The following is a 12,374-nucleotide window of genomic DNA, read 5'->3' as shown; positions in this document are numbered from 1 at the left end:
TAGTGAACTCGATTAAGGAAACGGAGGCGGATGCCATGGGCCTTGGCACCTGGGAATCCTATCTGGCCAATCACATTGAGGGATTCTTCAATAAGAAATTCAGCAGCAATCTGGAAGTCGTTGAACTCATGAATGGTGTGGAGCGTGAAGTAACGCGCCAATCTTCAGGGAAGAAACGGCATGATGTCGATACCGTTTTTGTTTTTTCATTGAATCCGGAGGATTATCACCGGCTTTGTGCACGGCGTATCATTGAAGATTTGCGCACGACGGCTGCCCGTCAGATCATTTTGCAGGACTGCGCTGCAGAAGGTGTTATTCTTGTGCGCATGGAGCAAAATGCCAAACTGAGCCGCGGTGTTTATAAGCTGCAGTGCAGGTCATCTGAGGATGTGGAAAATTTGTCAGCCAATACGCTGGTCCTGCAAAAAAGACCTTCTCTTGACAGGCAGACTCCTTTAAATCTGCCAGCCTTTCATCCCATGGCTTCTCTGACGGTCGTGGAAGGGCCGGACCTCGATGCTTATCTTGAAATCGGAGAAAAGCAGGTCTACATCGGGCGGCGTGACAAGAATGAATTTATTTTGACCGATACAAATGCTTCGCGCCTTCATGCGTGGATTTCTTACGAACACCACCGTCATGAACTTTATGATGCGCAGAGCACAAATGGTACATTTGTCAATGGGCGGCGCATAGATTCGTGCCGTCTCCGGCATGGTGATAAAATCCGGATCGGTATGACGGTCCTGCAGTACGAGGTGATATAAGTGGCGGTGACAGCCGTTTTTCTCAAGGGCATCCGCGTTTTGCTCGAATATGGCATGCTTTTATGGCTGCTCTGGTTTACAGTAACGCTCAGCAGGCGTCTTTTCGGTGCGGTCCGCAAGCAGGATAAAGCGATCCGCAAACCGGAGACTAAGCCGGCAGAAGCGGTTATATCCGTTTTGGAAGCGCCGGAAAAAGAGCTTATGGGCAAACGTTTTGCCTTTGGCGAACAGCTCATGCTGGGCCGCGGGAGCGATAATCATATTGTGATTCCCGAAGGCTATGTGTCCCATCATCATGCGCAGATTTATCGTCATGGCAATCAATACGTCATCGAAGATCTCGGCAGCATCAACCACACTTATGTAAATGGTCAAATCCTGGAGGGCAGGGCGTACCTGCGTCCTGGTGACAAGATCCGCATTGGCCTTGTCACCCTTCGGTTCGAGAGGTGAGAATTTTGAGTAAGGTTTATGAAGCGACGGATGTCGGCTGTGTGAGACCGACGAATGAAGACAGTGCAGCTGTCTTTGCTCCGGAGGTCTATGTTGTAGCAGATGGCATGGGCGGCCATGCTGCTGGTGAAGTCGCCAGTCACATCCTTGTCAAATCGGTACAGTCCGATTTGGCTGGCAGGAATGACATTGGCGAAGAAGAGCTGCGCTCGGCCATCCGTCATGCCAATCATGAGATCCTCGCGGCTGTGGCGGAAAATCCCAATTGCCAGGGCATGGGCACGACAGCTACGCTGCTGCATATCGGCGCTGGACAGGCTTTCTGGGCACATGTCGGGGACAGCCGGCTTTACTTGCTGCGTGAGGCACGCCTTGCACAGATTACGCGTGATCATTCTTATGTGGAGGACCTCGTCGAGCACGGTGAGATTACAGAGGCAGAAGCGCGCAATCATCCGCAGAAGAATATGCTGACGCGGGCCGTGGGCGTTGAGGAAAATCTTGAAGTCGACAGCGGCTGTTTCCAAGTGGCAGAGGGAGACATCCTGCTTTTGGCAACAGATGGTCTTATGAACATGGTTTCAGAGGACAAAATGATTTCTATTCTGGAACAGGAGCAGGAAAACCCGGCCAGGGCCCTTGTCGATGCAGCTCTGGAGTCGGGAGGACGCGATAATGTTACGGCTGTAGTGGTGGTGTATGCATCATGAAGAACTGGAGCCTGCTGCTGGCACCTTTTGGCATCCTGCTTTCCGGGTTGGGTGTCCTGTACATTAAGACGCACCCGCAGATGGGGACAGTCAATCCCGCCATGCTGCTGGGGATTTCCTATCTGCCCTGGCTGGCAGCGGTAATGGTGCTCGCTGTCATCATGCAGGGGATTTTGATTCATCGCCACATGGATACGTATTTATTTCCTCTGATCATGCTGCTGGCGAGCGTGGGCATCGTGGAGATTGCAAGACTCAAGCCGGCTCTGCTTGTACCGCAGCTGCGCTGGCTGCTCATCGCGATGGTCCTGATGTTTCTGGTAATACGTTTCTGGAATCGTGTGGGCAGGCTGGTCGATTATCCTTATATTACGGGAATTCTCTGTGTCGTGGTGCTGTTTCTGCCGATTCTTTTTGGCACAGAAATCGGCGGCAGCCGGAATTGGCTCGTACTCGGGCCTTTTTCCGTGCAGCCGTCGGAGTTTGGCAAAATTCTCATTGTCCTGTTTTTGGCAGCGTATCTTTCTGACCATCGCAAGGTGCTGGCTCTGCCGAAGCGCCGCCTGCTGTTCCTGCAGCTCCCGCCTTTGCGCTTCATTGCGCCGCTCATCTGTATTTGGAGCATCGCGGTGCTGATGTTTGTCGTGGAGAAGGATTTGGGTTCGGCACTGTTGTTTTTTGGCATTGCTGTGCTCATGACTTATATGGCTACTGGCAGCCGCTCTTATGTATTTTTAGCGCTGCTGTTCATGGGAGCAGCAGCTGTCATCTGTTACTTTTGTTTTGCTCATGTGCGCGTGCGTTTTGATATCTGGCTTGACCCTTGGCAGGATCCGAATGGCATGGCCTATCAGGTCGTGCAGTCCCTGTTTGCCTTTGGGACAGGCGGCATCTGGGGCACAGGTTTCGGGTACGGCCATCCCGGCTTTATCCCAGAGGTTCATACGGATTTCATCTTTGCAGCCATTGCGGAGGAGATGGGGCTCATCGCTTCGCTTATGCTCATGGCCTGCTACGTCATGGCCTTTTGGCGCGGCATTTGTATCTCTTTGGCCTGTGCGCAGGAAAAGGAGATGCTGCTGGCTGCCGGCTGCAGTTCACTGCTCCTCATGCAGGCCTTTATCATCATTGCCGGTGTGACCAAATTTCTGCCGCTGACGGGCATTACCCTGCCGTTTATCAGTTACGGCGGCAGTTCGATGGTGTCGGGCTTTATCCTGCTCGGCATGCTTCTGTCCCTTTCAAAGGAGAAGAGAAATGTCTGACTGGAAAATGAAACGACAGGTGCTCCGCGCGGCCTCTTTCCTGATGGTCCTGTTTGGACTTCTTGCCGTCTATGTCATCTATCTTTCCACATGGGAGGCAGATGACCTGGCGAAGAATCCGCTGAATATGAGAATGGCTGCGGCACGTGCTGATATCGTGAGAGGCTCCATTCTGGCCGCTGACGGGCAGGTCCTTGCTGAGACGAAAAAAGATGGTACGCGCGTGTATCCGTTTGGCGCGGAGATGGCAGCTGTCACAGGCTATAATGGGGAAAACATCGGCAGTGCCGGCATTGAGGGACATGCGAATCAGGCGCTGCTGGGCCTGACCGCGGATATGAGCCGGTTGGGCCCGCTGACCCAGCTGCTGCAGTCAGACCGGGGCAATGATGTCAAGCTGACAATTGAGCCGAAGGCACAGGAAGCGGCTGTAAAGGGCCTCGGAAAACGCCGCGGAGCAGTCGTCGTGCTCGATGCGCGGACCGGAGCCGTACTGGCGATGGCCAGCACACCTTCCTATGATCCTAATAATATAGAAGCCAATTGGAAATCTCTGTCGAGCCAGGAAGACAGCCCCCTGATCAACCGTACGGTACAGGGACTTTACCCACCGGGCTCGACCATTAAGCCCATGATTGCAGATGCGGCTTTAACGGATGGCGTGACCAATCAAAAAGAAATTTTCAATTGCGATGGTGTACTCGACGTCGGTGGCGGTCATACGATTCGGGAAAGTCATGGGGAAGTTCATGGCCGCGTAGACCTCAGGCAGGCTGTTACAGAATCCTGCAACATTACGTTTGGCACCTTGGGCATGCGTATGGGGGACGATAAGCTGCAAAAGGCGTTCAGCCGTTTTGGCTTCGACCGGGAAATCGGCGATGAGATTCTCATGACGAAATCACATTTCCCTGATTTTGGCAAATTGTCCGCAGGAGACCAGGCTCAGACGGCTATTGGCCAGAGCTCACTTCTGGTCACACCCATGCACATGGCGCTTTTGGCAGATGCTTTTGCCAATGGCGGCAAAGTCATGAAGCCCTACTTAGTACAGCAGGTCATCACACCTGGTGGAACGGTGGTGCACGAAGCGCAGCCAGCAAAATGGCTGACTGCGACGACGCCGGAGATGGCGGCAGTCATTGACAGCCTCATGGAAGATGTCGTGACAAAGGGCACTGGTACCGCTGCCAAGGTCAATGGTATCCGGGTGACGGGCAAGACCGGCACGGCAGAGAATGCTGCGGGCAAAGACCACGCGTGGTTCATTGGCTCGGCAGAGCTCTCAAAACGCAAGATTGTCTTTGCCATCATTGTGGAAAATGGCGGCGGCGGCGGTACAGAAGCTGCTCCGATTGCGAAAAATATCATTGAGAGTTTGATGTGATTGATTGGAATGGATAGTAGATAGTAGGGGGAACAGATATGATGCATCGTATCTTAGATCAGCGCTATGAATTGGAAGAGCTGATTGGCGGGGGCGGCATGGCCGATGTCTACAAGGCAAAGGACCGTCTGCTCAATCGGCCGGTGGCCGTCAAAATCCTGCATGAGCAGTTCAAGCAGGATAAAGAATTTATCGATAAGTTCCAGCGTGAAGCGCAGGCCGCAGCACGTCTTTCACATCCAAACATCGTCAATATTTATGATGTCGGTGTAGCAGATGGCGACCATTATATCGTCATGGAATATGTTCCAGGACGTACGCTTAAGGACCGCATTCGCCAGGAAGGCCATCTTTCCGTCAGCGAAGCTTTGCGCGTGGCACGTGAAATTGCAGAGGCTCTTGCGCATGCACATGCCAATAACCTCGTGCACTGCGATATCAAGCCGCACAACATCCTCATGATGGCAGACGGCCATGCCAAAGTTGCTGATTTTGGCATCGCAAGAGCCGTTACAGAGTCCACTATGACTTATAGCGGCAATGTCGTTGGCTCTGTTCATTATTTTTCGCCTGAGCAGGCAAAGGGCACTTTGATTACACCGAAGTCCGATGTTTATTCCCTGGGCGTTGTCCTTTATGAGATGCTCACGGGCAAACTGCCTTTTACGGGCGATAATCCTGTGAGCATCGCTGTCAAGCATCTGCAGGAAGAGCCTGTGCCGGTGCGCCAGCTCGATCCGTCGATTCCGCCTGTGGTAGAGGCGATTGTCTCAAAAGCCATGAGCAAGGACCCGGAGATGCGTCCGACGAGTGCCGAACTTGTGGAGGATATCCGTCAGGCAGAACGCATGCTGATGACGGGCAGCGCGGCTCCTGCCAATACCATGGGACCGCAGGACCCGGATGCGACGCAGGTCCTGCCGCGCGTTCAGCCGCATCAGCCCATTCCGCCGCGCCATCCTGTGCAGGAGAATGATTATGAAGATGGGGAACCAAAGAAGGAAAAATCCATCTTCAAGTCGAAAAAGTTTATAATAGGACTGCTGGTCGTTCTTTTTGCCGGCTTTTTTGTCGGGGCTTTCATGAGCTATGGCAAATTCTGGAGTACAGCAGAGGTCACGGTACCGGATGTCACGGGCAAGCAGATGACGCTGGCGCGTCAGATTCTCGAAGATAAGAAGCTGCGTGTCAACGTGGCTGAAACGTACAATGCTGATGTGCCGGCCGGACAAGTCGTTTCACAAAATCCGACGGCGGGCTCTAAAGTCAAGGAACAGCGCCTGGTTACAATCTATGTCAGCAAGGGCGGCGAAGAAATCGAGATGCCGGACCTTACGGGCATGTCAAAGGGAGATGCTGAGGCTCAGCTCAAAAAGATGGGCTTGAAACTGGGATCTGTCTATGAAAAATACTCCAATGAGGAAGCCGGCACAGTCATTCAGCAGGATCCAAAGGCTGGCACGAAAATCAGCCGCGGCCAGACCGTAGATATTACGGTAAGCAAGGGCAAGCAGAGTCATAAAGTCAGCGTGCCGGATGTGACGGGAAGTTCCCTGCAGGCCGCAAAAGCCACCCTGCAGAGCCGCGGACTTAAGGTCGGCAGTGTCTCGAAGCAGGAAAGCCGTCAGTCTGCCGGTACGGTCATCAGCCAGTCGCCGGCCAGCGGTGAAGTAGAAGAAGGAACCACCGTCAACCTGGTCATCGCAGAGCCGGCTAAGCAGCAGGTGCAGAAGCCGGATGCCAAGGAACCGGATAAGAATGCCGGCACGGCAGCAAAAACTCCATCGAAACAGACGGATACCAGTAAAGAGCGGTAAAGATTTGTATCACGCTGAGCTATGAGCGTGGTGGTAAAAACAGGAGGGGAAATGGTAGAAGGCCGCCTTATCAAGGCATACAACAGTTTTTTCTATGTCATGACAGCAAATGGGCTCATCAGCTGCAAGCTGCGGGGCAAATTCAAAAAATCGCGCCGCAGTACGGGCGTCGTGCCCGGAGACCGTGTAGCGATAGAGATACTGCCGGAGGGAACGGGGGTTATTGAAGAGATTCTGCCGCGTGAAAATCTTCTGCGGCGTCCCGCTGTTGCCAACCTTACTCAGGTGGTGCTGACTTTTGCCGCTGCACAGCCGGACCTTCATCCGCTGCTGCTGAACCGCTTTCTCGTGCTGGCCGAGTGGTCCGGCATTCCCAAGATCCTGATTTGTATCAACAAGATGGATTTGCAGGAGGGCCCATGGGAAACGTTCCTGTCGTCCTACGAGAAAATCGGTTATCCGGTTCTCCGTGTTTCGGCACGGACCGGTGAGGGGATTGCAGCGCTGCGGGAGCATTTGCGCGGCGAGATTTCTGTTTTTGCCGGTCCTTCAGGCGTCGGCAAGTCCTCCCTGCTCAATCAGGTGGATCCGTCTTTATCGCTTACGACGGGACATGTCAGCGAAAAAATTAAGCGCGGCCGCCATACAACGCGTGTGGCGGAGCTGCTTCCATATGCAGATGGCTATATCGTGGATACGCCGGGGTTCAGTGCAATGGAAATGACCGAGCTCGATGTAACGGAGCTGCCCTCGTACTTCCCCGAGTTCCGGCCGTATGCCGGTCAGTGCCGCTTTTTACCCTGCAGCCACAGCCATGAACCGGACTGCGCCGTCAAGCAGGCCGTAGAAGAAGGAAAAATAGATCGGGAACGCTACGATGCGTACCTGCAGATTCTCGAAGAAATCAAAGAAGCGCAAATGCTTGCCAGAAAGAAGGAATATAAATGATTAAGATTGCACCGTCCATCCTGTCCGCAGATTTTGCCCATTTGGCCGATGAGCTTAAGCGTGTTACGGACGCAGGCGCGGATTATATCCATATCGATGTCATGGATGGCACTTTTGTGCCGAATATCACCTTGGGCTCTCCTGTTGTCAAGAGTCTGCGCAAGACATCGGATGCCGTCTTTGATGTGCATCTCATGGTCGAGCATCCGGAAACGCAGATTGAGACCTTTGCTGAGGCTGGTGCGGATATCATCACCTTTCATGTGGAAGCGGCTAAACACAGCCACCGCATCGTACAGCAGATTAAGGCTGCCGGCTGTAAGGCAGGCATTGCCGTGAATCCGGGCACGAGCCTGGCTATGATTGAGGAACTCCTGCAGGACCTCGACATGGTTCTCATCATGACGGTCAATCCGGGCTATGGCGGACAGAAGTTCATCGCATCGCAGCTCGATAAGATTCATATGCTGCGCCATACGATTCAGGATATGGGCTTTGAATGCGATATTGAAGTCGATGGCGGCATTAACAAGGAGACGAGCAAACTCGTCCGTCAGGCCGGTGCCAATGTCCTCGTAGCAGGGTCCGCTGTTTACGGCGCATCGGATATCGCAGCTGCCATTCAGGCAATCCGCGGCTGAATGAGACCGCGGCCCGTCATGTGAGATTTATCAGGAAAATGAAATGCCGGAGACGATGGTCTCCGGTTTTTGAGGAGTAAGAAATCATGGAAAAAGCAGTCGTATTACTTTCAGGCGGTCTTGACAGCTGCACGTGCATGGCCGTGGCTAAGAGCAAAGGTTATGAAGTTTACCCAATCAGCTTCAACTATCATCAGCGCCACAGCATTGAACTCGAAGGAGCAAAAAAAATTGCTCAGTTTTATGGTGTCAAGAAGCATCTGATTATCGAGACGAATATGGAAGCCATCGGCGGTTCGGCACTGACGGATGAGAAGATTGAGGTGCCGGAAGGCGATGTCAACCGCACAACCGTGCCGCCGACATACGTGCCGGCGCGCAATTTGATTTTCCTTTCGTATGCCATGGGCTATGCGGAAGTCCTCGGTGCCACGCACGTTTATATCGGCGTCAACTCGGTCGATTATTCGGGCTATCCGGACTGCCGCCCGGAATTCATCCAGAAATTCCAGGCTCTTGCCGACTACGCGACGACGGCAACGGCTGTAAAAGGCCAGAAAATCACGATTGAGACGCCGCTGCAGGACCTTTCGAAGAAAGATATCGTGCTTTTAGGCACGAAACTCGGCGCACCATTCCAGTTTACGCACAGCTGCTATAAGGGCGGCGAGAAGGCCTGCGGCGTCTGCGACAGCTGCAAGCTGCGCCTGCGCGGTTTTGCTGAGGCCGGTGTTGAAGACCCGATTGCCTATGAGACGAGGGAACTTTGATGCAGGACGTACAGAATCAGACGGATGCGCGCGGCATTGCCATTCAGCGCGTCGGCATCAAGGATGCACATCTGCCGTTTCTCATCAAGACCAAGGATGGCGGCTTCCAACAGGTGCTGGCCCGCATCCTGTTCACGGTGGCTCTGCCCATGGAGTACAAGGGCACGCATATGAGCCGCTTTTTGGAAATTCTCATGCCATGGAGCCAGAAACCTCTGGCAGAGCCTGAGATGGAGGCCATGCTGGATGAGGCTTTGACGCGTCTTGATGCGCAGTCGGCAGAGGTAGAGCTTTCTTTTAAATACTTTATTGAGAAAAAAGCGCCGGCCAGCGGCCGCCGTTCGGTGCTGGATCTCGACTGCTGCTTCAAGGGCACAAAGAAGCGCGGTCAGAACATGGTTTTCGAACTCGGCGTTGATGTGCCGTTCACTTCGCTCTGTCCCTGCAGCAAAGAGATTTCTGCTTATGGTGCGCATAATCAGCGCTCTGTCTGCCGCACGAAAGTACGCTTTCATGAGGGCACGGAATGCATTTTCATCGAGGACCTGGCTGCCCTGATTGAACAGCAGGGATCTTCGCCTATCTATCCGCTGCTCAAACGCGAAGATGAAAAATATGTAACAGAAGCAGCCTATGATAATCCGAAATTCGTAGAGGATATTCTGCGCGATACGGTGCTTGCCCTGCGCGGCCTTCCTGGCATTGCCTGGTTCTCGATTGAATGCGAGAACTATGAGTCCATTCATAATCACAATGCGTTTGCAGCTCATGAGGAAACCGTCTGACAGACGCAAAAAACGAAGACAGGTGGAATGGAGTTTTCATGAATAAGTTTTACAAGCGATTTATCATATTGATTACCCTGGTCCTGGTGATTTCAGGAACCGTTATTTATACAACGGTGGATATCAATACGCTTAAAAATCTGACACAGTTCAAGACATGGTCAGTCGCTTTGGCTCTTTTTGCCGTGTCACTTGGTTTATTTTTTGACGGCAGCCGTCTCATGCATCTGGTCAAGATATCGGATGAAAAAATAACGCTTTATCAGGCCGTACAGGTCATATTTGGCAACTATTTCTTAGCACTCCTGACACCGGGAGCGACGGGCGGCGCTGTAGCGCAGCTCATGTTCCTTCGTCATGCCGGCGTGCCGACGGGCAAGGCGGCTGTGCTCGTCATTGTGCGTACTCTTCTTTCAATTTTGTTTCTCGTCCTCTGCATGCCGTTCATTTTTATGCATGACTCGGGCATCGTGCCGGGCATCTCGAATGATACGCTGATGGGCATTACGATTGCGGCTTTTGTGGGCATTATCGTCATCGTCGTGGGAGCAAGACGGGGTTATCTCGATTATCTCGTCATCCGCATTGCGAAGCATACGAAAAAAGAGCGCCGCTGCAAGATCATCGCTTTTTACCGCGATACGAAAAGCGCCATTGCCCTGCTGGCAGCCTCGCCGAAGTCCATGCTGCTCGTCTTTGTGGAGTCCGGCCTGAATCTGCTCTGCATTTATGCCATCGTGCCATGCCTTCTTTTGGGGCTGGGCGTCACGCATGCAGACTGGTACAGTGTCATGGGGCGCATGATTTTCCTCAACATGCTGCTCTACTTCACGCCGACACCGGGCGGTTCGGGCGTGGCGGAAGGCGGTTTTGTCCTGCTGTTCAGTGATACAGTTCCTGCCGGTACGGTCGGCATTGTCGCGGTCTGCTGGCGTCTCATTGCGGAGTACATTCCGTTCCTCATCGGCCTTTACTATACCTTGACGGTCTTTGGACGCGATTTCCTCAACCGTCAGCTGCGCTGAGGAGGTATAGGGATGCGAAATGGCTATACGACAGGTGCCTGTGCGGCGGCCGGCCTCAAGGCAGCGCTGCTTTTTGAGGCGGGGCGGCCTTGGCAGGAAGTCAAGATTACGGCCCTTGACGGCACGCTGCTGACGATTCCCGTAAAGGCGGTCAGCCGTCAGAATGGTGGTATTTGTGCAGAAGTCGTAAAATTTTCGGGAGATGACCCCGATATCACAAATGGCGTTTCTGTTTTCACGACCGTAAAGCATCAGGATGGAGTAGGAGAGATGGTGTTTCGTGCCGGCAGGGGCATTGGCGTGGTTACGAAGCCGGGGCTTTCCGTGCCCGTCGGCGAGCCATCCATCAATCCGGGGCCGCGCGAGCTTATGCGCAGGACTGCGAAGGAGCTCCTTGGCATAAGCGATGGCCTTGTCGTGACCATTTCCATTCCGGATGGTGTGGAGCTCGCGGAGAAAACACTGAATCCCGTGCTTGGTGTAAAAGGCGGAATTTCCGTTATCGGTACGACGGGGGTATTGCGGCCTATGTCGGAAGAAGGCTTTAAGAACTCTCTCGTGCCGCAGATGGATGTGGCCAAGGCTGCAGGTTTTCAGGAACTCATTTTTGTGCCGGGTAAAATTGGTGAGAACCTCGCGAAAAAATGGGGCCTGCCGTCAGGAGCTGTGGTGCAGACAAGCAATTTCATCGGCTTTATGCTGGAAAAAGCGGCAGAGCGGGAAATCCCCGCTGTTCTGCTTTTTGGGCATATCGGCAAACTGGTCAAGGTGGCAGCCGGTATTTTCTACACACATAACCGAATTGCCGACGCGCGGCTGGAGACAATTGCTGCTTATGCGGCGGCCGAAGGGCTTTCGCAGGAGGGAGTCAGAGAGATTCTGCAGAGCAATACCACGGAAGATGCGCTGACTGTACTGCAGAAGGCTCACCTTGAACAATCTGTATGCCGATGTTTAGCGGAGCGCGCCGGCCTGCGCGCGGAGCGCTATCTTTTCGGCAGGATGAAAGTCGGCGTGGTCATGGTGACCCTGCAGGGCAGGCTGCTCGGTCTCAATGAGACAGCCCGCAGGATTGGGCAGCATTACCACTGGCATTTGCCGCAGGATGCGCGGAATTGAGGAGAACAGGAGCAGACAAATGCATGAGATCATTGTGGCGGGCATAGGACCCGGGAATCCTGCGTATCTGCTGCCGGCTGCGGCTGAGGCCATTGCTGGTGCCAAGGTATTGGTGGGGGGCAGGCGTGCCTTGGCGCAGTATGCCCAAAATCCGGCTGCAGGCCAGAAAACTATGGCCGTCACGCGCGATATCGAGGCAGTCATGGGTTTTATCCGCGGGGAATGGCAGCGAAGCGATGTGGTCGTGATGGTTTCGGGAGACCCGGGATATTATTCCCTGCTCGATGCCCTGCGTCGTCATTTTCCTGCAGGATGCCTGCGCGTCATTCCGGGATTATCTGCCATGCAGCTTGCTTTTGCGCGGCTGGCTCTGCCCTGGCATGAGGCGCGTCTCCTGTCTTTTCATGGGCGCGTACCGAAAGAACAGGATTTAACGTATGAGCCGGGCTGTCTGGCCGGTATGCTGACAGACCGGAAATACACATCGAAGACGATACCGGCTGTGCTCATGGCGCATGGCTGGCCAAAAAAGACGCGCCTTTTCATCTGTGCGCGCCTTTCTTATGCGGATGAATCCATTGTGGAAACGACCCTTGGCGGGGCTGCGGCCCTGCCGGAAGTCGCAAACGGCATCCTCATTGTGATGGACGAAAAAGCAGAAAACGCTGAGCAGGGCTGACGAGG

Annotated in this window: 13 protein-coding genes; all 13 read left to right on the top strand. The window is 53.7% G+C overall.

Features of this window, described 5'->3' with window-relative positions; genetic code table 11:
- The first annotated feature begins 2 nt into the window (after positions 1 to 2).
- Positions 3 to 770, top strand: a complete 768-nt coding sequence (locus ACI4OH_RS04400) for an FhaA domain-containing protein (RefSeq protein ID WP_432646728.1) — start codon at positions 3 to 5, stop codon at positions 768 to 770.
- Positions 771 to 1,223 (top strand): FHA domain-containing protein, encoded by a 453-nt coding sequence (locus ACI4OH_RS04395; protein WP_435721265.1) that lies wholly within the window; start codon positions 771 to 773, stop codon positions 1,221 to 1,223.
- A gap of 5 nt (positions 1,224 to 1,228) precedes the next feature.
- On the top strand, positions 1,229 to 1,933 hold the full coding sequence (locus tag ACI4OH_RS04390) for a Stp1/IreP family PP2C-type Ser/Thr phosphatase (RefSeq protein ID WP_432646726.1): 705 nt from the start codon (positions 1,229 to 1,231) through the stop codon (positions 1,931 to 1,933).
- The gene (locus tag ACI4OH_RS04385) at positions 1,930 to 3,198 is read left to right on the top strand and encodes an FtsW/RodA/SpoVE family cell cycle protein (RefSeq protein ID WP_432646725.1); all 1,269 of its coding nucleotides are present in this window, start codon (positions 1,930 to 1,932) and stop codon (positions 3,196 to 3,198) included. Before ACI4OH_RS04390 ends, ACI4OH_RS04385 begins: the two co-directional genes overlap by 4 nt.
- Positions 3,191 to 4,585 (top strand): peptidoglycan D,D-transpeptidase FtsI family protein, encoded by a 1,395-nt coding sequence (locus ACI4OH_RS04380; protein ID WP_435721266.1) that lies wholly within the window; start codon positions 3,191 to 3,193, stop codon positions 4,583 to 4,585. The genes ACI4OH_RS04385 and ACI4OH_RS04380 overlap by 8 nt, the downstream gene beginning before the upstream one ends.
- A 38-nt stretch (positions 4,586 to 4,623) precedes the next feature.
- A complete protein-coding gene (gene pknB / locus ACI4OH_RS04375) occupies positions 4,624 to 6,402 on the top strand; it encodes a Stk1 family PASTA domain-containing Ser/Thr kinase (RefSeq protein ID WP_432646723.1) in 1,779 nt (592 codons plus the stop codon).
- Between the two features lie 51 nt (positions 6,403 to 6,453).
- A complete protein-coding gene (rsgA, locus tag ACI4OH_RS04370; RefSeq protein WP_439784240.1) occupies positions 6,454 to 7,350 on the top strand; it encodes a ribosome small subunit-dependent GTPase A in 897 nt (298 codons plus the stop codon).
- Positions 7,347 to 7,991, top strand: a complete 645-nt coding sequence (rpe, locus tag ACI4OH_RS04365) for a ribulose-phosphate 3-epimerase (protein ID WP_432646721.1) — start codon at positions 7,347 to 7,349, stop codon at positions 7,989 to 7,991. The genes rsgA and rpe overlap by 4 nt, the downstream gene beginning before the upstream one ends.
- Before the next feature lie 86 nt (positions 7,992 to 8,077).
- The gene (gene queC, locus ACI4OH_RS04360) at positions 8,078 to 8,761 is read left to right on the top strand and encodes a 7-cyano-7-deazaguanine synthase QueC (protein WP_432646720.1); all 684 of its coding nucleotides are present in this window, start codon (positions 8,078 to 8,080) and stop codon (positions 8,759 to 8,761) included.
- On the top strand, positions 8,761 to 9,546 hold the full coding sequence (gene folE2 / locus ACI4OH_RS04355; RefSeq protein WP_432646719.1) for a GTP cyclohydrolase FolE2: 786 nt from the start codon (positions 8,761 to 8,763) through the stop codon (positions 9,544 to 9,546). Before queC ends, folE2 begins: the two co-directional genes overlap by 1 nt.
- 38 nt (positions 9,547 to 9,584) lie before the next feature.
- Positions 9,585 to 10,571 carry a lysylphosphatidylglycerol synthase transmembrane domain-containing protein gene (locus ACI4OH_RS04350; RefSeq protein WP_432646718.1) on the top strand — a complete coding sequence of 329 codons (987 nt, stop codon included), beginning with the start codon at positions 9,585 to 9,587 and terminating at the stop codon, positions 10,569 to 10,571.
- 12 nt (positions 10,572 to 10,583) lie between these two features.
- Positions 10,584 to 11,690: a cobalt-precorrin-5B (C(1))-methyltransferase CbiD gene (gene cbiD / locus ACI4OH_RS04345; protein WP_432646717.1), complete on the top strand. Its 1,107-nt coding sequence runs from the start codon at positions 10,584 to 10,586 to the stop codon at positions 11,688 to 11,690.
- 19 nt (positions 11,691 to 11,709) lie between these two features.
- On the top strand, positions 11,710 to 12,369 hold the full coding sequence (gene cbiE / locus ACI4OH_RS04340; RefSeq protein WP_432646716.1) for a precorrin-6y C5,15-methyltransferase (decarboxylating) subunit CbiE: 660 nt from the start codon (positions 11,710 to 11,712) through the stop codon (positions 12,367 to 12,369).
- The last annotated feature ends 5 nt before the right edge of the window (positions 12,370 to 12,374 follow it).

The sequence above is a fragment of the Mitsuokella apri genome (genome assembly GCF_051886055.1).
Lineage (GTDB): Bacteria > Bacillota > Negativicutes > Selenomonadales > Selenomonadaceae > Mitsuokella.
Note: the sequence above shows the minus strand (reverse complement) of the source record. Positions and strands in the feature narration are given on the sequence as shown.

Bases quoted from the DNA above. Each gene is read 5' to 3' on its own strand.
- rsgA (WP_439784240.1), top strand. From the start codon at position 6,454: ATGGTAGAAGGCCGCCTTATCAAGGCATACAACAGTTTTTTCTATGTC.
- cbiE (WP_432646716.1), top strand. From the start codon at position 11,710: ATGCATGAGATCATTGTGGCGGGCATAGGACCCGGGAATCCTGCGTAT.
- folE2 (WP_432646719.1), top strand. From the start codon at position 8,761: ATGCAGGACGTACAGAATCAGACGGATGCGCGCGGCATTGCCATTCAG.
- queC (WP_432646720.1), top strand. From the start codon at position 8,078: ATGGAAAAAGCAGTCGTATTACTTTCAGGCGGTCTTGACAGCTGCACG.
- ACI4OH_RS04380 (WP_435721266.1), top strand. From the start codon at position 3,191: ATGTCTGACTGGAAAATGAAACGACAGGTGCTCCGCGCGGCCTCTTTC.
- pknB (WP_432646723.1), top strand. From the start codon at position 4,624: ATGATGCATCGTATCTTAGATCAGCGCTATGAATTGGAAGAGCTGATT.
- ACI4OH_RS04385 (WP_432646725.1), top strand. From the start codon at position 1,930: ATGAAGAACTGGAGCCTGCTGCTGGCACCTTTTGGCATCCTGCTTTCC.
- rpe (WP_432646721.1), top strand. From the start codon at position 7,347: ATGATTAAGATTGCACCGTCCATCCTGTCCGCAGATTTTGCCCATTTG.
- cbiD (WP_432646717.1), top strand. From the start codon at position 10,584: ATGCGAAATGGCTATACGACAGGTGCCTGTGCGGCGGCCGGCCTCAAG.
- ACI4OH_RS04350 (WP_432646718.1), top strand. From the start codon at position 9,585: ATGAATAAGTTTTACAAGCGATTTATCATATTGATTACCCTGGTCCTG.